Source organism: Flavobacterium daemonense, assembly GCF_007341385.1.
Lineage (GTDB): Bacteria > Bacteroidota > Bacteroidia > Flavobacteriales > Flavobacteriaceae > Flavobacterium > Flavobacterium daemonense.
The window spans coordinates 493,046-512,900 of the sequence record NZ_VJYD01000001.1 but is presented as its reverse complement, the minus strand read 5'-3'; the positions used below and the strand labels follow the sequence as shown (position 1 = coordinate 512,900).

Here is a 19,855-nt window from a genome sequence, read left to right as displayed (position 1 = left end):
TCGAAATATTTTCTGCTGTATAAATAAATTAAGTTTGTGGGATATTATCCTAACGCTTTTTTGGTTACAAAAGCGCGATAACCAATAATTGCCATTTGCCATTTTTTGGCTTTCGAGATATCTAAACCTTGTTTGGTAAAACTTGGCAAGAGAATTTTATTCAGTTTGGCTAAAATTTTATACATGGCAGATTTGTTTTTTCAAAGATATAAAAAAAAGACTTTGCTAATGGCAAAGTCTTTTTTGTGGCTTTAATTTTAAAGTAAGTGACTTGAATTAAGATTTTTGGCTTTCTTTTTCGGCAGCTCTTCTGTCTCTTTCTTGCATTTTAATGTCTTTTGCTTGCTGTTTCATTTGTTTTGCATGTTCCTTCATTTCTTTTTCATGCTGCTTCATGTCAAGTTGATATTGTCGCATATCTTGCTCATATTGCTTCATGTTGTTTTGATATTCGTCAGAATCGCTTCCAAATTTCATTTTCATATCGAAATTGAATTTGTCCATGTTGGCGTTAAATTTTTGCATGGCAATTTCATATTGTTCCATTTGTTTTTCAAAAATGGCTTCGCGCTTAGACATGATTTCGTCTACAGCCTCACCATACGCTGACATTGCATCAATATTTGGCTGAAATTTTTCCATTTTTTTCTCAAATTCCTCCATGTCTTTTTCAAATTGCGCCATTGCTACTTTGTCTTTTGGATTTTTTGGCGCTTTAGGAGGTTTTGGCATTTTTGACATATCAATTGCTGGAGCAGGAGGCAGTGCTCCAGCTGGGAAAACTGGTGCAACTGGCGGAATAGGAGCTGCCATACCTGGAGCGCTTGGCGGAGCCGGAGCGTCTGGAGTATTAGGAGCATCATCGGCATTTTTGAAGTCTTTTATAACAATGCTTTGTGTTTTTACCATTGTTGGTGCTTCAGGTGTTTCATCTGTAGTCAAAGTCACATTTTTAGTACCATTACTATCAGTATCTAATACAATATTGCAGTCTTTTATTGCTTTTGTACTGTTGACTTCAATGATTTGTTTTTTGCCGTTTTCTCTAACAATCTGAATTTTGATGCTTGTAATTTCGTTGTTGCTGTTTCTTTTTAAATCTGAAATTGCAACGTCAATATTGTGCTCCGATTTTAGTTTTGCGGTTAAGTCTTTTAATTCCTGATCTGTAGTCGATTTTGTAATTTTAAAAATTTCTGCATCCAGGCTTTTAGATGCTGAAACTTCTTTTGCCGCTGTCTTTTTTTCTTGTGCAATCGTTTTTATTTGGAATAAAAGCACAAAAGCTGCTAGGGCCGGAATTACAGCATAATACTTCCAGTAATTCCATTTTTTTGATTGATTTTTGTTTAACATGACAATTCGTTTTTTGATTAATGATTGATAAAAATGATTGGTGATTGCAACACAAGTTTCATGTGTTGTTATTTTTAAAAGCGTGTACTGGTACGCTTTTTTGTCTGATAATTTTTTTGAAGCCTCATTGTCCGCAATGAATTCCAAATTTTGCAGAATTGCTTTTTTGTAAAGCCAGATTATTGGATTAAACCAAAAAAGAATACAGAAAATTCTCGAAATTATTACATCAATTGTATGATGCTGATCACTGTGTACTTTTTCGTGTTCTAAAATACTTTGCAATTCTGCTTCTGTGTACAGTGATGAATTGTACACGATATAATCGAAATAAGAAAAAGGAGCAATATTTTCGGTAACATCAACAAATTTGAAGTCTTTTTGCTGTTTGATATTTTTTCCTTTTAAAACCGAATTTAAACTGTAAAAATCAACAGCAAATTTTAGCATAAAAGCCGCAAATCCAATTGCGTAAACCGCCAGCGAAACAAGATTCCAGTTTATTTCAAAAGGTTCTTCTTTCATTACTTGAGGGCTGTAAGATGAAATATAATTGTGGCTAGCAGCAGTTGCATGAACAATTGGAGAATACACAATTGGAGCCGGATCAATCCAGATTATTTTGGTATAAATTACAAACGGCAAAACAACCGAGGTTATTAATCCCGCAAGCAAAAAATACCTGTTGCTGGTGAAAAAAGTCTCTTTTCGCAGTAAAAAATAATAAGCAAAATAGAACAGCGCTATTAAACCGCTCGATTTGATGATAAAAGTGAAAAGTGCTTCCATAACGATTATTTTTCTTCTTTCGGTTTTTCAATCATTGCTAAGATTTCGCGTAATTCCTTTGCAGAAATTTTTTCTTCTTTGGCAAAAAACGAAACCATACTTTTATAAGAGCTGTTGAAATAATTATCAATAGCAGTGCTCATAAAGCCTTTTCTATATTCTTCGATACTTACAATAGGGTAATATTGATGTGTATTTCCAAATGCATTGTGGCTCACATAACCTTTCTCTTCAAGATTTCTGACAATAGTCGAAAGCGTGTTATAATGCGGTTGTTCTTCCGTAATTTCGGCCTGAATTTCTTTTACGAAAGCTTTTTTCAGCTTCCATAAAATGTGCATTATCTCTTCTTCTTTATTGGTTAATTTTTGCATTTTTTTGGTTTTGGCAGTTTACGTAATTGGATGGATCTCTTATTTTTTTGTTTCAATAATAATCACGCCATCTTTCCCTTGTTCTCCATATTCATTAATTGCATTTTGACCATTCAAGACGCTCATCGATTTGATATTTAGGTTTTCAATATCTTTAATCGTTGCTCCGGGTGCAATTTCTCCGTCAATAATAATTAATTGATCTGCAATGCGAACTTTTGGCTGTGAGTTTGTCATAACCACAACATTTGATTTGTTTTTGCCTGTTGCGTCAGATGTTACAGTAACAGTAGTACTAGCATTAGTAGTGCTACTAACTTCTGCATTAGTATTAGTATCAGTGTTGACATTAGTGATGGTGTTTATTGTTTCTTCTCTTTTTTCTTTGCCTTTAGATTTTTTGTCAGTTGCAGCTACAACATTTTTAGCTTCAGTGTTCTCTGTATTGAAATTGATTTTTTTAGAACCATTTTCTCCAGTAATAACAACAATACCGCAGTCTTTTATTGCATTGCTTCCAGAGGCCATGTACGTTTTAGATAATTCTTCGGCTGTTGTAAGTTCGATTTTGATAGCTGTTAATTCTCCAGCTGTATTGCGCTTTACATCAGATAAATTTGCATCAATGTTATGATTCTTTTTTAAATTCTCTTTAATTGTTTTTAATTCGGCATCAGTAGAATTTTTATTGATTTTAAAAACGTCAACAGATTTGATTTTACCTGAGACTTCTTTTAAAACTGGCTGTTTCTCTTTTGCAATAATTTGAACTTGAAACAATAGTACGAAGATTAAAAGAGCAAGAGCTACAAAATAATACTTCCAAGAATTTCTTTTACTTGATTGATTTTTGTTTAACATAATAATTCGTTTTTTGATTAATGATTGATAAAAATGATTGGTAATGGCAACACATTTGTCATGTGTTGTTATTTTTAAAAGCGTGTATTGATACGCTTTTTTGTCGTTTAATTTTTTTGCGGCTTCTTTATCCGCAATAAATTCTAGATTTTGAACAATTGCTTTTTTGTAAAACCATATTAATGGGTTGAACCAGAATAGAATACAGAAAGCTCTGGAAATCAAAACATCGACAGTGTGGTTTTGATCGCTGTGTACTTTTTCGTGTTCAATAATAGTTTCTAATTCTTCAGGCGTAAACATTGATGAGTTGTAAACGATATATTCAAAATAAGAAAACGGAGCGATATTTTCATTGACATCCACAAATTTGAAATCGGCTTGTTGTTTGATTTTTTTTCCTTTTAAGATGGAATTCAGATTGTAATAATCGAAAGCAAATTTTAAGATTAGCGCCAAAACACCAACTGCATAAAGCGCAATCAAAATCATATTCCAGTCGATTTCGACACTTTCTTTTACAGGAATAGATACCGTTTCAGAATAACTTCCATTTAAAACCGCAGTTGACTCAATCCAAACGGTTTTAGTATAAACGTAAAGTGGCAATAAGGCAGAAGTGAGAAGTCCTGTCAATAAAAACCATCTATTGCTGTTGAAAAAAGTTTCCTTGCGAAGCAAGAAATAATAAGAAAAATAAAATAGAGCTATTAATCCTGATGATTTTGCGATATAAATGAAGAGTGTTTCCATAATGATTATTTTTCTTCTTTTGGATTTTCTATCATAGCCAAGATCTCGCGTAATTCTGCAGCCGAAATTTTTTCTTCTTTAGCAAAAAATGACACCATATTTTTATAAGAACTATTGAAGTAATTGTCAATAGCCGTTTTCATATACTTTTTGCTGTACGCTTCTAAAGTAATTGCTGGGTAGTATTGATGCGTATTCCCAAAAGCATTGTGCGCTACAAAACCTTTCTCTTCAAGATTGCGTACAATAGTCGAAAGTGTATTGTAATGCGGTTGATCTTCAGTAATTTCTGCCTGAATTTCTTTTACAAAAGCTTTTTTTAGCTTCCATAAAATATGCATGATTTCTTCTTCTTTATTGGTTAACTTTTGCATTTCTTCTAATTTTAATTCAAACCTACAACTATTTTTCTAGTTACACAACTACAAAACTAGTTATTTAACTATTTTTTAAGTTTGAATTGAGAATTAGGCGCGCGAAATTAATTCAATTTAAATGTAATAAATTGAAAACTAATTATTTATGTAAAAATGAAAATTTAAGAAATGCGTTCGCGTGTTAAAGCTTTTTTTATCCAAAAGCAGCAAAGGGTTGCTACAAATCCGCTGCTGGCCATAAAAAGCCAATTCATTTGATAATGAAAAACGGCTATGATCCCGAAACCGACTTTAGAGCTTACAATATGTGCCAAACTAAAACTCATGGTGTAAAGTGCCATATATCGGCCTTCCTGACCACGCGGAGCACGACTCAAAGCAAATGCATTTGAAAATGGGAAAGTCAGGATTTCACCAATAGAAATGCAAATCATGGCTATTACAAGAATTCCTGCCCAAACATTTATTAATAGGAGTATAAAACTGAATGCCATTAAAAATGAACCTGCTATTATGATTTTGATTTTAGGAAAACCTTTTCGCTCCATAAAGCCAACTGTTGGCATTTCTAAAGAAAAAATCAGAAGTCCGTTTAAAGTCATTAATAAACCAGTCTGGAATTCGCTTAGGCCAAATTTCTCATTATGATATAAAGGAAGCGTGGTAAAAAGCTGAAAGAAAATCATTGCTGTAATAAAACTCACAAACAGGAAAACCCAGAATATCTTATCATGAAATACAGATTTTATATCGGCAGCAGTTTCAGTTTTGTCGTTATGTTCTGCATTTTTCTTCTCTTTAACTAAAAGTGCAAAAATGGATATCGAAAGAATACAAGAAGCACCGTCAACCCAGAAAAGTCCAGAATATCCCATTCCCATAATAATCAAACCACCAAGAGCCGGGCCTGCAGCAAATCCTAAATTTACGGCAAGACGAACAAGTGTCAATGCTCGGGTTCTGTTTTCTGGCTTTGCGTATGCGCCAAGCGATACAAACATTGCGGGTCTAAATATATCAGTTATACACTAGCCATATTACTAAAATACAACTTAAGCCCTTTACTCTAGGGCTGTTAGACCCTATAATTATTTTATAAAAAAAAATAAAATAATGAAACAATTTCATAGGGAATTACAAAATATAAATAAAGACTTACAATATATTGAACTGCTTCAACTCTTTGAAGACTACAAAACTAACAAATCCCCCGCAATAAGGGATAAAATATTTAACGCAAATCTTGGCTTGGTGTTCTCAATCTGCAACAGATACAAGACACCCGACACGGACGACTTAGAACAATACGGTTTTATCGGACTGCTCAGCGCAATCGATGGATTCGACCCCACCAAAAAAATAAAGTTTTCCACCTACGCCACAACCTGCATCACTAACGAAATAAATACGGGGCTGAACCTTGTTAAAAATACAATCCCGATACCAAAGCATTATATCAAACAGGTCAAAGACGGAACACTGCAAGAGATAACCACAACCGACTTGGAGCGTGTAGAATTAGAAATACAAGAAGCTGAGAATGGAATTGATAAGCAATTGTTCTGGTTTATGGTCAATAAGATTTGCACGCCCGATGAAATCGACTTACTGCTCAAACGCTATTGCAGTGAACAAGAACTATCGCTTAACCACATTGCAAAATCCATCGACCAAACAAAACAGAATACCCACAATAAGCTTCAACGAGCAATAAGCAAGCTTAAGAAAAACGAATTTTTCAAAAATAAAATTCAAAATAACCTATAAACTAGGACATTACAAACTATAATATAATTATGAATGAATTACAAAGATTTACGGACGACCAAAGACTGCACACATTCCAACGCATTTGTGATGATGTGGCAAACGGTGTTTTGGTAACGGTCGCACTGGAACAGAACGGAGTAACAAGTTACTCGACGTTTCAGTATTGGATTAACCAAGACCCTAGCCTTAGGATGCTTTGGGAAGACACGCAACGAATGCGTGAAACATTCCTATTTGACGAGGCTATACGAATCGCTTACAGCGATAGCCCGAAAACGATTAAAGAATATCGAGGCGGTGAGCTTATCAAAACAACCGTTAAGGATTCAGCAGAAGACAGAAGACTAAAAATTAATACAATCAAATGGGCTTTGTCTAAGATGAACCCAGCCAAGTATGGCGAGAAAGTAATTGTTGAACCTGATACAAGTAAGCAGATAACGAGCATACAGATATTGGGATTTGATGAAATTACAGATTAAGGGATTACCGCATCAACAAAAATTTTTGCTGAGCACTGCAAACCACACCGCACTTATTGGCGGTTATGGTGCTGGAAAAACCCACGCTGGAGTAATGAAGACCATCTTTAAAAAGTTGCAGTACAACGGGCTAGATGTTGCTTATTATCTGCCAACATACGCACTTATCAAAGATATTGCCCTGCCAAAGTTCAGCGCATTGCTTACAGAATGGGGTATTAAATACAAAATCAACAAGCACGACAATACAATTACGACAGATTACGGTAAAATACTACTGCGTAATATGTCCGACCCTAACAAAATTGTGGGTTATGAGGTTGCCTACAGCCTTATAGATGAGGCTGACACCCTGCCAAAGGGCAAAATGGCTGACGTTTTCGTCAGGATTCTAGGGCGTAACAGGTTAAAATTGCCAAACGGTGAGCAGAATTGCGTTGATACGGTGAGCACACCTGAGGGTTTCGGCTGGTTATATGAGTTTTTTGTCAAAGAAGAGACCCCAAACAAGAACGTAATTAGGGCTAAAACGTCAAATAATCCTTTTTTGCCTGAGAATTACGTGCAGATTTTAAGGGAAACATACACTGAATCACAAGTAAATGCATACATCAACGGTGAGTTTGTGAACTTAAACAGCTCTAGTGTATATAAATCATACAATCGTAAGGTAAACAGAAGCCACGAAACGGTGAAAGCTGGTGAAATGCTATACGTTGGACTAGATTTTAACATCACAAATATGAATGCGGTGATACACGTTAAGCGCAAAGGAGAACTTCACGCAGTTGATGAGATAACCAAAGCTTACAACACGCAGGACATTTGCGATATTTTAAAACACAGATACGAAAATCATAAAATAATCATCAACCCCGATTCGAGCGGAGCAGCGAGAAGCACCAGCGGTGCGAGTGACTTTACAATCTTAAGGGGCAACGGGTTTGTTGTCGAATCGTTCCGTAAAAATCCAAACGTTAGCGAACGTGTGAACAGTGTAAACCTAGCTTTTGAAAATGGTACGTACCACGTCAACGATGAAGCTTGCCCCGTGTATGCCGAGGCGTTAGAAAACCAAGTTTACAAAAACGGCTACCCTGATAAAACAGGCGGTTACGACCACGTGACAGAGGCGGCAGGTTATGCAGTTTTCAGACAGTTGTACGGTATGAAATCGCAAGTACTATAAGCATTTACATTTTGGTTTTTGATAGGATATTTAAAATAAAAATATGACACAATCAAAAGGTTGCAGTGCCTGCAAAAGCAGTGAGCCGAGCAACACACAAAAAATAAATATTCTCAAAAACTTTTTTCCATTTCTGAAAAATGAGTTTCGAGAATTAAAAGAAACTGAAATTGAAAGCGAACAAGTTTTTAAAGAATTGTTTCCTGATAACGAAAGCGTTGATTTAGGATTTTTAAAAGCAGTCTTTCAGTTTCAGCAATTAAGCAAAGCAGGAAAATAATTATGAAGCTATCACAAGTAACAGAAAGAATTTATAAAACAAAAAACGACATTCCATATATAAAGCTTTTGGCTTTTGGAAAAGAAGTAAAAGGCAGAGAAACCGACATAGATTTTATTGAGCAAATGGTAAAGAAATATTTCAACACCAGCGATATGGTTAAGTTTCACAAGGCATTAGAGACCGACCCGAAACGAATTAAGTTTAGATACAAGTTTGTAGTTGACTTAAGCATCATCAACGATTACATAGACGCTGAAATATTCCAAGGAGAAAACGACATCGAGGCATTACTTAGAATGTTCGTTAAGCCCAATCACAGGTTTGAGAAAGTTGATGTTCACAAGATTAGCTACGCTGAGGCTGAACACATACTTAAGTCTTTCTCACCAGCTTATTAAGCATCAAAGAGCAATACCCATACATCTATAACCCACCTGTAATTTATCAACCAGCAGAAGAGGAAACGCAAGGATTGTATGAGCGTAAAGCGTTTAATGAGCATTACGGAGCATATACAGAAATGTTCTATATGATTTGCAAAGGTGACTTAAGCAAAGTCAAAGAGGTTGAGCAATGGAAGACGACCGACTTTTTATTTTGGGCTGAATACCTAATGAGAAAGCGAACGGTTGAAAACATAAAATAAAGAAGTACTAACACTTAAAAATTAAATGAATGAAATATATATCATAAATGATTGGCTTATAAAAGAGTTTCAAAAGAACGTATTGGTTAACACAATTTCAACGTTGCCGACGCTTCAAATTGATACAAACATTTCAAATATCTATCCGCTGGTAAACTTGGATTTGCTCGACACGGATATTACAGAAAGCCAAATTTCTGCAAACTATCGCATTACTATAGTTCAACAACGTGACACCAAAGCACAGGTAACCGATAACAAATTATTGGTTGATACGAACTACATCGACAACGTAAACGAAACGCATTCAATCGCACATAAGCTACTTAACAAACTGCTTAGAGACCACAACGATTTGAACATCGAAATACTTTCACAATCAACGCTAAGACAATTAAAAGACTGGTCACGCAACAGCCTAGACGGTGTACAATTTGAATTAGAGTTATCAATCCCTAATGCTGGTACTATATGCTAACCACAGAAGAGATAAGAAAGATAGCCCAGCAGATTGTGGACAAATCCAAATCGACCGCACACGTTGACCAAGGAACGCTTAAACGTTCCATTAGCTACACGGTTGACAAAGGCAAGTACATTTTTAGACAGATGTATTACGGGTTTTACGGTGAGGACAACCCAAGCGGTATTAACTCACAGCTGGAAGAGAACGCACGCAAGATGATGCCCGCAGGTGTTGATTATCAAGTCGTGGGTACGGACTTCGACGGCAAGACCGTTAAAACAACAAAATTAAAAAGCGGACGCAAGCTGGTTAAGTCGCCAACACCCGCAAGCAATAAGCAAACAACTTCAAATCTTAAGAGGTTGATTGAAACAGTCAAAAGAAACCGAGCAAAAAACGATGGCGATTCAGAGAACAAGAAGAACTAAGGAGCAGATACAGACCGACAAGATTATCAAAGAGGAACTTTTAAAGCTTGGTGAAATCATCTATGAAGAAGCAAAAAGAAACTCTAGGGTTGCACAGGATATTTACTACACGACCGACAGAGTACAGCCAGCAGGAACGCTAAACAAAGCAGGGGGAACGCTAAGAGATTCGATAAACTACAGAGTACAGGGCGATACAACGCTATTGCTTGGACAAGTTTATTACGGAGCGTACCAACATCCCAACGAATTGCTGGAAAGCGTTGACAGACACACGCCCGACGCAACAAAAGCAATCATTCAAACCATAACAGAAAAGATATTACAACCAATTACAACTAATGTATGATTTAACAAGTGAAGACAGAACACCAATAGACACACCCGATAAGATACAATTCTGCAACAGTCCAATTCACATACGACAAACAGCAGTAAACAGCGGGAACGTATTAAAGAAAGTAACGCATTATTTATGGATTTGGAACACCGACCAAAACAAAGACCTTGGCGAACCTAACCATATAATTGCGAAAGAACTTGTAAGCCATTATGACGACTACATCAACGTAAATATTGCCGACCTTATAAAGGCTTGGCTTGTCAGTCCTGAGAATGCAAGAAATACAAACCAGCCACAATTTGCTTGGAACACGTACAGCTTACCAGCACAAACAGGGCAAGGCGTGTTTTACCAAGTGGTTAGCGACGTGTTAGAGCAAGAGCCAGTAACAAACGCAATCGTTGAGACGACAGTTGTAAGCCCTACATATTTTGCAACGCTTGGCTATCGCTGGAACTACGAGCAGAACGCAGGGAGCAACAACGCATTAACACCATACAAGGCTGACCCGTTCGGTCGTGACGTTTACAGATTTTACAACGAATCGATTGACAACTATTTTACCAACTCGTTTAATCTTGGTCAAGAAACTTGGTCGTGTACAACGGCAACGATGATAACGCAAGCCAAGGTAACACCACCAGCAAAACAAAAGTTTTGCGCACGTGACAGTTATTTGATTGTGTTCTTAAACAAGCTGGGCTTATGGGATTCGTTCACGCCATTTGGCAAAACAATAATCTCAACCAAGATTGATACAACCACATCAAACCGAATGTTTAGAGACCCTAGCTACGTCGACAACTCGCAAGTGCATTCGAGCCTTAGAGACAGTGTAAACGTGCTTCAATCCTATACAATCAACACGGGTCACATCGATGAAACGGCAACCCAATTAATCGAAGAGCTGGTTTATAGTCCAAAGGTTTATTTGGTAAGGTTCAAAGGTGATAAAACGACAAGCGCAATAACAGGTATTACGGTCGATAACACATACATAAGCGTTGACAATACGCACATTACAGTTGATAATGATACGGTCGGGGCTGAAAGCATCGGGTACTTTTCAACGTACCAGCAGATACCAGTTATTATAAGCAATCCGCAAGACATCATAAACAAGACAAGACTAAACGATAAAATAAATATTGAGTACACCATCAAATTTGATGAGACCAATAACAAGATGCTAGACATAAAATAAATGCAGGTAGTTACAGAAATTTACATAGCACCGTACAGCGGGTCAACTGACTACATAAAGTTAGACTTGTACAGTGATGAAACAATCAACTTGAAATATACGCTTAAAGATGTTACAGATTTGAGCAGAGTTTTTGCGCCTTATTCTTTGTCGTTCACAATTCCAGCAACGCCAAAGAACAGGCAGGCACTTTTATTTTTCGGTGATACCGATGTACTCAAATCAAATATTACTGGCTCGTTTCCTTGCAAGATTTACACAGATGGAAACTTAAACCTGACGGGAAACTTTACGGTTGAAGACGCTAACTATACAAACAATTCTATTGTTTCAATACAAGGCAGTTTTGAGACCAATTTAAAAAGCCTTAAGGATAGAATGGGAGACGGTCTAATATCTGAGTTAGGGAGCATCTTAACAGGTTCAACTCAATTGCAGTACACGCCAGCAGTTGCCAAGGCTTCGATAGAATCAAAGCAATTGCTTTTAAAAGATTTAGATACCGCCAACGCAGGAACAACCAGCGCAAACGACATCATTATAAATTACATAACACCGCTTGCATCAAACAACCGTGTTTGGTCTTACGACCGCAACAGTGATGTTATTGACAACATAGCTTACACCAGCAATATGACGGGTGCTACGCTTTCACCAATTACAACAAGTGAGTTACGACCAGCAATAAGCTATCGTTCACTTGTTGAAATGATATTCAGAAAGTACGATTTAAAGGTCAACTTGCCACTTCGAAGTGATAAGCTATTCAACGAAATGTATTGCTGGGTTAATGGTTCGTCAGCAGATGAAAAATTAAGCGATTCAAACGTATTGGGTTATATAAATAACTTCAACACGCCATACGCTCAAACAATGTATTTTGATGCGTTGAGTGTAGGTGTTGTTTATCCACCAACACCAGTTGCTGACCCTATCGCAGGTTTTCTAATTGGAGCATTGCCAGTTAAATATACAGCAAGCAACTACACTAGAAACGGGTTTCAGATTGTAAAAATCAATATCGGTGACAAGCCCAGCGGAACGATGCCCGATATTTTCGCATTATCGAGAACAACCAAAAGCATACGATTAAGCGTGCAGTTGACCAATGTTGTAATGCAGAATGTTGGCGGTAAAATCAGCATTTCGTTAAGAAGACCAAGCGGGAACAAAGCACCGTCAGAGTGTGAAGAAATCCTTAAGGCTGAAATTAATATGACAAGCGGTGATAACTGCGTATTTATTGATATTCCCGATACGGCTTTCGACGGCTACACCGAGGGTTACGAACTTTACCCAACGTTTGAGACATATATTTTATTTAAGGCAGACTTGGCAAGCTGGACAGAAACAAACGTCTTTACCCAATACGGTTACGCCAACGATGAAGTAGGTTTTTTGCAGGGTTACAATATCATTACACAGTTATGTTTTACGGATTCAACAGAAAAGGTAAAAGCAAGCGGTGGAATTGATTTAATACAGTCGTTGCCAAAGATGAAAGTTATTGATTTTTTCCAAAGCTTTTTGAAGACATTCAATTTATCAGTTTTCAACCCGATTGTTAACACCAACGAATTGCAGATTTTAAGCATAGAAGACATCAACGAAACCCATAAGATTTACGCTAAAAATGAAGTTGATTATACACCATTTGTCAACGCTCAGAGTCACACAAAATCAGTTGAGGACAAATTCAACAAGTACAACTTTAAGCACGCAACATCTAAGTATAAATCAAATGTTGATTACTTGGCTGGTAATCCTGCGGGTTTGGAATACGGACAAATTACGCAGGACAACCAAAGCGGTAAGATAAACGAATATGCAGTAGTAACCAATTATACGATTATCCCGCCAAGAGGTGTAATTAATACCAACCTGCAAACGTATTACGGATTTACGAACGAATCAGCAGACCAAGAAAACCGATACAAAACAATTAACAACGAGCTGGTTTTATTTGTAAACAACGATTTGAGTTACCTAACCAACAATGTTGAATTAGGTTTCTTAATGAGCGACACAGTAACCGCCCCGTTAAATAGGTATATGCTTATGTTGCCTTGGTTCGTCAATGCAAAGCAAAGCTTAGGTTTCAGCGTCTTGGTTGATGATGTCAGCGGTGACTTAGCCAATACTCAAAAGACCAGTTCATTATATAAGCGATTCTATGAGACGCAAACCGAGCGATTACTTAACGTAAATGTTTTGTCTCACAAGTTTGACTTGTCTTTGCCGAGTTCAGAAATATATGTCAACCCGTCAAGGAGCAACGAACCGCCTACAGGCTTTCGACTACAGAATGATATTATCATAGGTGAAACCCGTTTCAGCATCTTAGATGCAAACATAGATATAACGACAGGTAAAACAAAATTGACCTTGTTGAATTATATCACCAACAGCGACAACGACAAGGAAATCGTACCAACGCCAAACGTTTACAACCCTGACGGCTACGACGCAACACAATACCAAACACTATAACGCAAAAAGAAAAAATATGACTTACAAAAATGGCTTTAACCATAGCACAATTAAAAGATTTAGTAAACACAAACTTAGCAGACAATAGCAATATTGAACCGTCGGAACATAGAGCGGTTGAACTTGCTTTGATTGATTACATAGAAACACTGCAACCAATATCAACAAGCAACTTGCCAGTTAACAGGGGCTATATTACAGCCAACAATGCAGATACGGGCGGGTCAGAGGTCGGCATCGAAGTTGGTGTACAGTTGTCTAGCAGACTGCGCAAAGTTGGAAACGTTACAGCCGTAACGTGTGTATCGAGTTCTAACTCTACAATCTTAACGGTGACGCTTCAAAACGCACACCCCAACAACAACTATGTTGTTAAAAGCTGGTTCGAACTTGTGCCAGTATCAGCAATAACACTGCCTAACACTTCAACAGTTGGTGAACCAGTGTTTAAAATTATCTCAGGTAACCAGTTTCAAGTTGTTTTGCGTGAGTGGGCGAACATAGCACAGGCTTTACGTTGGCATTTTGAAACAATCGGGTACTAATGGCAGAGCAAAACGAGAACTTAGAACAAAATATTAGGTTGCAGTTTGACACGAACGCCAACCAAATACAAAAAGAGGTCGATTCGCTAACCAATTCGATTGACGGAACAACAGAAGCAACAGCCGACAGCAACAAGGAAACGGAAAAAAGTGCTGAAAAGTATAAAAGTCTTAAAGCTCAAATACGTGAAGCTAACAACGAGCTTACAAAAGCAATCCAATTGCACGGTGAAACCTCAGAACAAGCAATTAAAGCGGCCCAAGCCGTTGCAGAATTGCGTGACCAAATGGAATTTGCGGCAGATTTAACGGCAAACTTCAACCCTGACCAAAAATTCAAAGCGTTGGATGCCTCGGCAAAAGTTGCGGCAACTGGTATCAACTTTGCGGCTGGTGCAATCGGTGCGTTTAGTGATGATTCAGAAGAGGCAACAGCGGTATTACAAAAAATGCAGTCGCTTATGGCATTCGCTGAGGGTCTTAAAGGTCTTAGCGATTTAGGTGACCAGTTCGCAATACTTAAATCAACCATCATAGCAGCGACAGCAGTACGAGAAGTTGACACAGCAAGCGAGAAAAAGAACATCATACAAAAAGGATTAAGTGCGGTTGCAACTACAGCCTTAACCGCAGCACAATGGCTTTGGAATGCGGCAATGATGGCAAACCCAATCGGTTTGCTTGTTGCTGGTGTTGCGGCCCTTACTGGTGGTATATGGTTGCTTGTATCTGCAATGAATGCAAGTGAAGAAGCGGAACAGAAACAAATTAAAACGGCTCAGGACAACGAGAAAGCGCAAAAGAAATTGACCGAGGCAAGAAAAGAAAGCCTTAAGGTGCTGGAACGCCAAAACGATTTTGAGTTAGAACTAGCAAAAGCCAGCGGAGCAAGTGCGAAAGAAGTTAACAAGCTTGCTAACGCTCATATCAACGAGGCAAGCGCAATAAGTCAGAAGAACGCAAAGATTGCAAGCCTTAACTTTTTGCGTGAGCGTTCAATCTTGCTAGACTTGAAAGCAAATGATGCCAGCGAAGAGGCAATCAAAGCCCAAAAAGAAGCAATGAAAAACGCTTATGAGGAATTGCAGGACTACAACAAGAAAACCAACGAATTAAAAGATAAGCGTATCGAGTTGAACAATGATTTTATTGTATCTGAAACTCAAAAGGAAACCGATTTAAGAAAGAAAGCGGCCGATGATGCGTTAAAGGCGCAACAGGATGCCAACAAAAAGAAAATCGAAGAGGACAAAAAGCACGCACAAGAAGCCCTAGACCTTAGAAAGAAAAATCTTGAAGAGCTTGCAAAGGCTGAAAAGGACGCATTGCACGCAATCCAAGACAACAACGCCAAGACTGACCAAGAAAAACTAGACCTTAAGAAGCAAAGGGATTTAGAAGAGATTGAAGCACTAAGACAAAAAGGTGTTGATGTCACAAACCTAATGGCTTACAATGCCGAGCAGTATAATACGTTGCAAGCCGAGCTAGACGCAAAAGCCAAAGCCGATGCACTCAAAGCGAATGAAGATTATTTCGCACAACAAGCTGATTTAGCCATTGCCGACGCTGAAAAGCAAAAAGAGATAGCAGACAAAAAACTGGCTCAAAAACAAGCTGAACAGGATTCGTTAAACAACTTGGCGAATGCTGGATTGAATGCGGCCAAAGGATTGTTTGAGAAAAACAAAGGAGTTCAAAAGGGTGTGATAGCCACAGAGGGTGCAATTGCATTGGGTAAGGTTGCAATCAATACCGTTGAAGCGGTTTCGAAAGACAACGCAGCCAGCCCGTTAACGTTCGGTTTGCCTTGGTCAGCGGTGCATATCGCAACGGGGGCATTAGGAGCGGCCAGCATTATAGCCAACACCTCGAAAGCACTTAGTGCAGTTGGTGGCGGTGGTTCAGCTGGAAGTGCCCCAAGTATGCCAGCCAGTCCAACAGGTGGTGGTACAAGAACACAGGCGACAGCTACACCACAGGTCGGGTTTCAAGCAAGTAGTGAGAATCAAATCGCCACAAGCATTGCTAAAAATCAAAGTGAGCAAGCACCATTAAAGGCTTACGTTGTAAGTTCAGAAGTAACGACGCAACAAGCTTTAGATAAAAAGAAAGTTGACGCAAACAGCTTTTAATAAAAACAAGAAACCCGCCTTTTGAGCGGGTTTTTTTATGCTTATGGATTTAGTATTATTTGGATATAAAAAAGGCGTATTTGCTCACTGAGCCAACTAGATTAAGATTTGTAATACTGAGCAAAGCAACATCATTTTTCAATTCTAAGTTTGCCTTGGTATAAGTTTCTTTATCACTTGTAGGAACTTTAAAAAGACCATCGTAAGTACTGTCATTAACGCTAATATCCTTAATTATATCGTTGCTTGCTCCAACACTTATAGTAATTGTTTTAGCTGATTTATCGTAAACGATTTTTGAATTGGCATCAACATTTTTAGATGTTGATATGTCTACATATTCACCAGCATCATTAACGCCTTTTAACGCAGTTATTTTATAGCTAAATGAATTGTCAACCTTAGCGGGTTCGCTATCATCATTTGAACAGCTTGTTAGCGTTGATAGTGCAATGAATGCGCAAAGTATTAATTTTTTCATATCTCAGTTGTTGATTATTTTACACAAATGTACTAACTAATTGTTAACTAAGCAAGTTAATTAAAAAAGTTAATTAATCTAGTTTACTTTTTCTCTTTTCGAAACTATAATATAGTTATGAAAAAGTATGAATTAGTATTTAACAAAGACGAAGAGGGAGTTTTTAAAATTTCACTTGTGAAAGACCCTGCAATCGAATCGACGTTACTTCACTTCAACGCTGTAAAGCCTCAAATCTTACTCTTTACGCAAGACGAAAAACAAATCGTTTACGCACCTGCAATGATTCCTAACAAATTGATTTTTAGAAAGGACGTAAACGGTGAAAACGCACAAGTTTTCTATACGTCCGACACCATCGACCAGTTGCAAAAGAACTACTTCAAAAACGGTCACAATTCAACAACAAATATCAACCACCAAGCAGAAAACACAGCAGGGGTTTATCCTTTCGAGAGTTGGATTGTTCAAGACCCACGAAACGACAAAGCAAACGCAATGGGTTTCGAAGTGCCAGCAGGTACTTGGATGATGGGGTATAAAATCGACAATGAGCAAGTTTGGAATGAGGTTAAAAACGGAAATCTTGACGGGTTGAGCATCGAAGCAAGTCTTGGATTCAAAGAGGTCAACGACAATAACAATTATAACAAGCAGACTATGAACAAAAAAAGCATTATCAAATCAATCGTTGATTTTTTTATGGCAACTGAGGACAAAAAAGAGTTCCAAGCAGGTGATAAAAAGGTCTTTGCAATTGATTTAAACGAGGGCGAAATCTTAACGGATGAAGCAGGCGAACCGCTTTCAAATGCTGAGCTAGAAATTGATTCAAAGATTTATAAAACGGACGATTTAGGTACGATTGTATCAATCGAAGACAAGGAAACCGACGAACCAAAAGAAGACGCACCAGCAGTTGAAGAAATGGCAGACGATGCGCCAGCAGAAGAGCCAAAAGCTGACGAACAGCCAGCAGATGAAGCAGAGCCAAAAGTCGATTTAGAAGCAGAAAATGAGCAATTAAAGAAAGACTTGGCAAAAGCGCAAGAAGACTTAGCAAAACTACAAGCTGAGAAAGTGAAAGCTGAAACAGAGTTAACGCAAATGAAAGCGGAAACGCCAGCAACACAACCAATTAAGAACGTACCAGTTCAAACAATCAAAGCGTATGAGGATATGACCAACTACGAAAAGATGCAACATAACAAGAGCAAATAAATATTAACTAACAAATGGCTATAAATTATGCAGGAGGTAAGAAAAACCCTGATTTAGAAAACATTCAATCTGAATTATACGCAGATTCAAAAACATTTAGAGACCGTACTATCGACATTCAAGAGGGTTTCAAAAGCGGTGCAGACGTTTACGAGAGTAAAGCAACCGTAACAATGAAAGCAGGTTCAACAGATGCAGTAACAGCAGACGGTTCAATCGGCTTATTCGTACAAAAATCACCAGTTTCATTAGTATCAATCGAGTACAGCGACGTTATTGACGATGCGGTATTATTTGGTACAAGATTCGAGGCTTCAATGGCTAAAGGTGCTTTTAACCAAGTATCTGACGAATTCGACAGAAAGGTACTTATCCAAGTTGCCCCAGCAATCGGTGAGGACATCGAAAGCAAATTGTGGAACGGAGCAACTACAGCTACAAAAGCAAGCATTGCAGGTGCTACAGGCTTAACAGCTAGTGTTAAGGCATTGGTTGCGGCTATGCCAACAACATATTTTGATTCATTAACAGTGCGTGCGCTTTGGAATGATTCAAACTCTAAAGTTGTTGCTGGTGCTGGTGTTGCTGACACAGTTAAAATAACTGGTACAACTATCACAGCGGCTAACATTGCAGCTGAGTACTCAAAATTATACGCTGGTGCGCCTGATAAAGTTATCAACGCAACTACAGGAACAGCGAAAATCTTTGCGCCATTGGCACACCGTCAATTAATCAAAATTGCAAACAACACAGTTGGTGCAGCTCAACAAATCAACTTCTTGGTTGAGGGTGCTGGAGCAACAGAAAAAATCTACTACAACGGTGTTGAAATCGAGTTCCACCCATTGGTTGGCTTTATGATTTTAACATTGCCTGAGTACTTAAAAGTACTTGTTGACTTGGCTGGTGATATGTCATTCTTAGAAATCGACAAAATGGCTAACGGAGCGCAAAAAAGATACATCAAAAACAAACAATCAGTTTCAACGTGGGTAACTAACCAAAGATACATCACGATTTACGGATAAACATAACATAAAGATTTTGGCTAGTGTTCAGCACTAGCCCAAGACTTTATACAAGACTAAACAGACAATATAAAAATGGGTTGTACATCAATATCAAAAAGCCGTAAACTAGCTTGTAACTCAGGAATGGGTGGAGTTAAGGCGGTTGGGGTTGCACCTTACGAAAGTTTGAAACGTTTATCAGTGAGCGGTACAGGTGTAACTTCACTTGCAAGTGTTTACAGCGGTTCAACTATCGCAAGATTGGAACTTAAAAATACAACTGTTAACTATTTAGAGACAGCAACAGCGGGCGGTGACAACCGTAGCGTTAGTGTTGTTGGCGATATTCCTTGCGTGTTCAACGTAGCAACAGGGGCAGACTTAGAAACAGCAAATTTAATAAAAGAATTACTTAAGGGTGAGGTTGTTTTATTTATAGAAAAAAATGACGGTACTATCGTGGCGGCTGGTTCTCAGCTTGGCGCACAGGCAATAACAATCACTGACCAAACAGGGGGTGCAATTGCGGACTTGAACGGTTTTACGGTTACGTTCCATACAGAAGAGCCAGACTTTTCAAGAAACTACTTACTGACATCAACCGCTTTGGTTGATTACGCAGCGGCAATTAAGCCATACGTATAAGTAA

Annotated in this window: 22 protein-coding genes; 15 read left to right on the top strand and 7 right to left on the bottom strand. The window is 38.0% G+C overall.

Features of this window, described 5'->3' with window-relative positions; genetic code table 11:
* Positions 1-44: 44 nt before the first annotated feature.
* The 6 genes from FND99_RS02185 to FND99_RS02160 form a co-directional block, all read right to left on the bottom strand.
* Positions 45-185 (bottom strand): SsrA-binding protein, encoded by a 141-nt coding sequence (locus tag FND99_RS02185; protein ID WP_144336356.1) that lies wholly within the window; start codon positions 183-185, stop codon positions 45-47.
* Positions 186-276: 91 nt separating this feature from the next.
* Positions 277-2,145, bottom strand: coding sequence for a M56 family metallopeptidase (locus FND99_RS02180; protein ID WP_144336355.1), 1,869 nt, complete (start codon positions 2,143-2,145; stop codon positions 277-279).
* 5 nt (positions 2,146-2,150) lie between these two features.
* Complete coding sequence (locus tag FND99_RS02175) at positions 2,151-2,519, bottom strand: BlaI/MecI/CopY family transcriptional regulator (protein ID WP_144336354.1); 369 nt, start codon at positions 2,517-2,519, stop codon at positions 2,151-2,153.
* A gap of 39 nt (positions 2,520-2,558) precedes the next feature.
* Positions 2,559-4,133 carry a M56 family metallopeptidase gene (locus FND99_RS02170; protein WP_144336353.1) on the bottom strand — a complete coding sequence of 525 codons (1,575 nt, stop codon included), beginning with the start codon at positions 4,131-4,133 and terminating at the stop codon, positions 2,559-2,561.
* A 5-nt stretch (positions 4,134-4,138) separates the two neighbouring features.
* Positions 4,139-4,507: a BlaI/MecI/CopY family transcriptional regulator gene (locus FND99_RS02165; protein WP_144336352.1), complete on the bottom strand. Its 369-nt coding sequence runs from the start codon at positions 4,505-4,507 to the stop codon at positions 4,139-4,141.
* Between the two features lie 164 nt (positions 4,508-4,671).
* The gene (locus FND99_RS02160) at positions 4,672-5,526 is read right to left on the bottom strand and encodes an MFS transporter (RefSeq protein ID WP_407925339.1); all 855 of its coding nucleotides are present in this window, start codon (positions 5,524-5,526) and stop codon (positions 4,672-4,674) included.
* 97 nt (positions 5,527-5,623) lie between these two features.
* Between FND99_RS02160 and FND99_RS02155 the strand changes: the two genes are divergently transcribed.
* The 12 genes from FND99_RS02155 to FND99_RS02100 all read left to right on the top strand — a co-directional run bounded on the left by FND99_RS02155 (position 5,624) and on the right by FND99_RS02100 (position 16,491).
* Complete coding sequence (locus FND99_RS02155; RefSeq protein WP_144336351.1) at positions 5,624-6,277, top strand: sigma-70 family RNA polymerase sigma factor; 654 nt, start codon at positions 5,624-5,626, stop codon at positions 6,275-6,277.
* 29 nt (positions 6,278-6,306) lie between these two features.
* Positions 6,307-6,762 (top strand): terminase small subunit-like protein, encoded by a 456-nt coding sequence (locus FND99_RS02150; RefSeq protein WP_144336350.1) that lies wholly within the window; start codon positions 6,307-6,309, stop codon positions 6,760-6,762.
* Positions 6,746-7,951, top strand: coding sequence for a phage terminase large subunit (locus FND99_RS02145; RefSeq protein ID WP_144336349.1), 1,206 nt, complete (start codon positions 6,746-6,748; stop codon positions 7,949-7,951). Before FND99_RS02150 ends, FND99_RS02145 begins: the two co-directional genes overlap by 17 nt.
* A 43-nt stretch (positions 7,952-7,994) precedes the next feature.
* On the top strand, positions 7,995-8,231 hold the full coding sequence (locus FND99_RS02140; protein ID WP_144336348.1) for a hypothetical protein: 237 nt from the start codon (positions 7,995-7,997) through the stop codon (positions 8,229-8,231).
* Between the two features lie 2 nt (positions 8,232-8,233).
* Complete coding sequence (locus FND99_RS02135; protein WP_144336347.1) at positions 8,234-8,632, top strand: hypothetical protein; 399 nt, start codon at positions 8,234-8,236, stop codon at positions 8,630-8,632.
* A gap of 273 nt (positions 8,633-8,905) precedes the next feature.
* On the top strand, positions 8,906-9,358 hold the full coding sequence (locus FND99_RS02130) for a hypothetical protein (RefSeq protein ID WP_144336346.1): 453 nt from the start codon (positions 8,906-8,908) through the stop codon (positions 9,356-9,358).
* Positions 9,352-9,774 carry a hypothetical protein gene (locus FND99_RS02125; RefSeq protein ID WP_144336345.1) on the top strand — a complete coding sequence of 141 codons (423 nt, stop codon included), beginning with the start codon at positions 9,352-9,354 and terminating at the stop codon, positions 9,772-9,774. The genes FND99_RS02130 and FND99_RS02125 overlap by 7 nt, the downstream gene beginning before the upstream one ends.
* Complete coding sequence (locus tag FND99_RS02120) at positions 9,746-10,123, top strand: hypothetical protein (protein ID WP_144336344.1); 378 nt, start codon at positions 9,746-9,748, stop codon at positions 10,121-10,123. The genes FND99_RS02125 and FND99_RS02120 overlap by 29 nt, the downstream gene beginning before the upstream one ends.
* The gene (locus tag FND99_RS02115) at positions 10,116-11,321 is read left to right on the top strand and encodes a hypothetical protein (RefSeq protein ID WP_144336343.1); all 1,206 of its coding nucleotides are present in this window, start codon (positions 10,116-10,118) and stop codon (positions 11,319-11,321) included. Before FND99_RS02120 ends, FND99_RS02115 begins: the two co-directional genes overlap by 8 nt.
* Positions 11,322-13,811 (top strand): hypothetical protein, encoded by a 2,490-nt coding sequence (locus FND99_RS02110; protein WP_144336342.1) that lies wholly within the window; start codon positions 11,322-11,324, stop codon positions 13,809-13,811.
* Positions 13,812-13,840: 29 nt separating this feature from the next.
* Positions 13,841-14,356, top strand: a complete 516-nt coding sequence (locus FND99_RS02105; RefSeq protein ID WP_144336341.1) for a hypothetical protein — start codon at positions 13,841-13,843, stop codon at positions 14,354-14,356.
* The gene (locus tag FND99_RS02100; protein WP_144336340.1) at positions 14,356-16,491 is read left to right on the top strand and encodes a coiled-coil domain-containing protein; all 2,136 of its coding nucleotides are present in this window, start codon (positions 14,356-14,358) and stop codon (positions 16,489-16,491) included. Before FND99_RS02105 ends, FND99_RS02100 begins: the two co-directional genes overlap by 1 nt.
* A 55-nt stretch (positions 16,492-16,546) precedes the next feature.
* Here FND99_RS02100 and FND99_RS02095 read toward each other — a convergent pair whose 3' ends face one another.
* Entirely contained in the window at positions 16,547-16,972 is a 426-nt protein-coding gene (locus FND99_RS02095; protein ID WP_144336339.1) for a hypothetical protein, read from the bottom strand.
* Between the two features lie 117 nt (positions 16,973-17,089).
* Here FND99_RS02095 and FND99_RS02090 point away from each other — a divergent pair, with 117 nt between their 5' ends.
* The 3 genes from FND99_RS02090 (at position 17,090) to FND99_RS02080 (ending at position 19,851) form a co-directional block, all read left to right on the top strand.
* Positions 17,090-18,193, top strand: coding sequence for an XkdF-like putative serine protease domain-containing protein (locus FND99_RS02090; RefSeq protein WP_144336338.1), 1,104 nt, complete (start codon positions 17,090-17,092; stop codon positions 18,191-18,193).
* A 14-nt stretch (positions 18,194-18,207) separates the two neighbouring features.
* Positions 18,208-19,224 carry a hypothetical protein gene (locus FND99_RS02085; protein ID WP_144336337.1) on the top strand — a complete coding sequence of 339 codons (1,017 nt, stop codon included), beginning with the start codon at positions 18,208-18,210 and terminating at the stop codon, positions 19,222-19,224.
* 75 nt (positions 19,225-19,299) lie between these two features.
* A complete protein-coding gene (locus tag FND99_RS02080; RefSeq protein ID WP_144336336.1) occupies positions 19,300-19,851 on the top strand; it encodes a hypothetical protein in 552 nt (183 codons plus the stop codon).
* Positions 19,852-19,855 lie beyond the last annotated feature (4 nt).

Coding starts and splice junctions, on each gene's coding strand:
- FND99_RS02185 (WP_144336356.1), bottom strand. CDS start 185: ATGTATAAAATTTTAGCCAAACTGAATAAAATTCTCTTGCCAAGTTTT.
- FND99_RS02180 (WP_144336355.1), bottom strand. CDS start 2,145: ATGGAAGCACTTTTCACTTTTATCATCAAATCGAGCGGTTTAATAGCG.
- FND99_RS02175 (WP_144336354.1), bottom strand. CDS start 2,519: ATGCAAAAATTAACCAATAAAGAAGAAGAGATAATGCACATTTTATGG.
- FND99_RS02170 (WP_144336353.1), bottom strand. CDS start 4,133: ATGGAAACACTCTTCATTTATATCGCAAAATCATCAGGATTAATAGCT.
- FND99_RS02165 (WP_144336352.1), bottom strand. CDS start 4,507: ATGCAAAAGTTAACCAATAAAGAAGAAGAAATCATGCATATTTTATGG.
- FND99_RS02155 (WP_144336351.1), top strand. CDS start 5,624: ATGAAACAATTTCATAGGGAATTACAAAATATAAATAAAGACTTACAA.
- FND99_RS02150 (WP_144336350.1), top strand. CDS start 6,307: ATGAATGAATTACAAAGATTTACGGACGACCAAAGACTGCACACATTC.
- FND99_RS02145 (WP_144336349.1), top strand. CDS start 6,746: ATGAAATTACAGATTAAGGGATTACCGCATCAACAAAAATTTTTGCTG.
- FND99_RS02140 (WP_144336348.1), top strand. CDS start 7,995: ATGACACAATCAAAAGGTTGCAGTGCCTGCAAAAGCAGTGAGCCGAGC.
- FND99_RS02135 (WP_144336347.1), top strand. CDS start 8,234: ATGAAGCTATCACAAGTAACAGAAAGAATTTATAAAACAAAAAACGAC.
- FND99_RS02130 (WP_144336346.1), top strand. CDS start 8,906: ATGAATGAAATATATATCATAAATGATTGGCTTATAAAAGAGTTTCAA.
- FND99_RS02125 (WP_144336345.1), top strand. CDS start 9,352: ATGCTAACCACAGAAGAGATAAGAAAGATAGCCCAGCAGATTGTGGAC.
- FND99_RS02120 (WP_144336344.1), top strand. CDS start 9,746: ATGGCGATTCAGAGAACAAGAAGAACTAAGGAGCAGATACAGACCGAC.
- FND99_RS02115 (WP_144336343.1), top strand. CDS start 10,116: ATGTATGATTTAACAAGTGAAGACAGAACACCAATAGACACACCCGAT.
- FND99_RS02110 (WP_144336342.1), top strand. CDS start 11,322: ATGCAGGTAGTTACAGAAATTTACATAGCACCGTACAGCGGGTCAACT.
- FND99_RS02105 (WP_144336341.1), top strand. CDS start 13,841: ATGGCTTTAACCATAGCACAATTAAAAGATTTAGTAAACACAAACTTA.
- FND99_RS02100 (WP_144336340.1), top strand. CDS start 14,356: ATGGCAGAGCAAAACGAGAACTTAGAACAAAATATTAGGTTGCAGTTT.
- FND99_RS02095 (WP_144336339.1), bottom strand. CDS start 16,972: ATGAAAAAATTAATACTTTGCGCATTCATTGCACTATCAACGCTAACA.
- FND99_RS02090 (WP_144336338.1), top strand. CDS start 17,090: ATGAAAAAGTATGAATTAGTATTTAACAAAGACGAAGAGGGAGTTTTT.
- FND99_RS02085 (WP_144336337.1), top strand. CDS start 18,208: ATGGCTATAAATTATGCAGGAGGTAAGAAAAACCCTGATTTAGAAAAC.
- FND99_RS02080 (WP_144336336.1), top strand. CDS start 19,300: ATGGGTTGTACATCAATATCAAAAAGCCGTAAACTAGCTTGTAACTCA.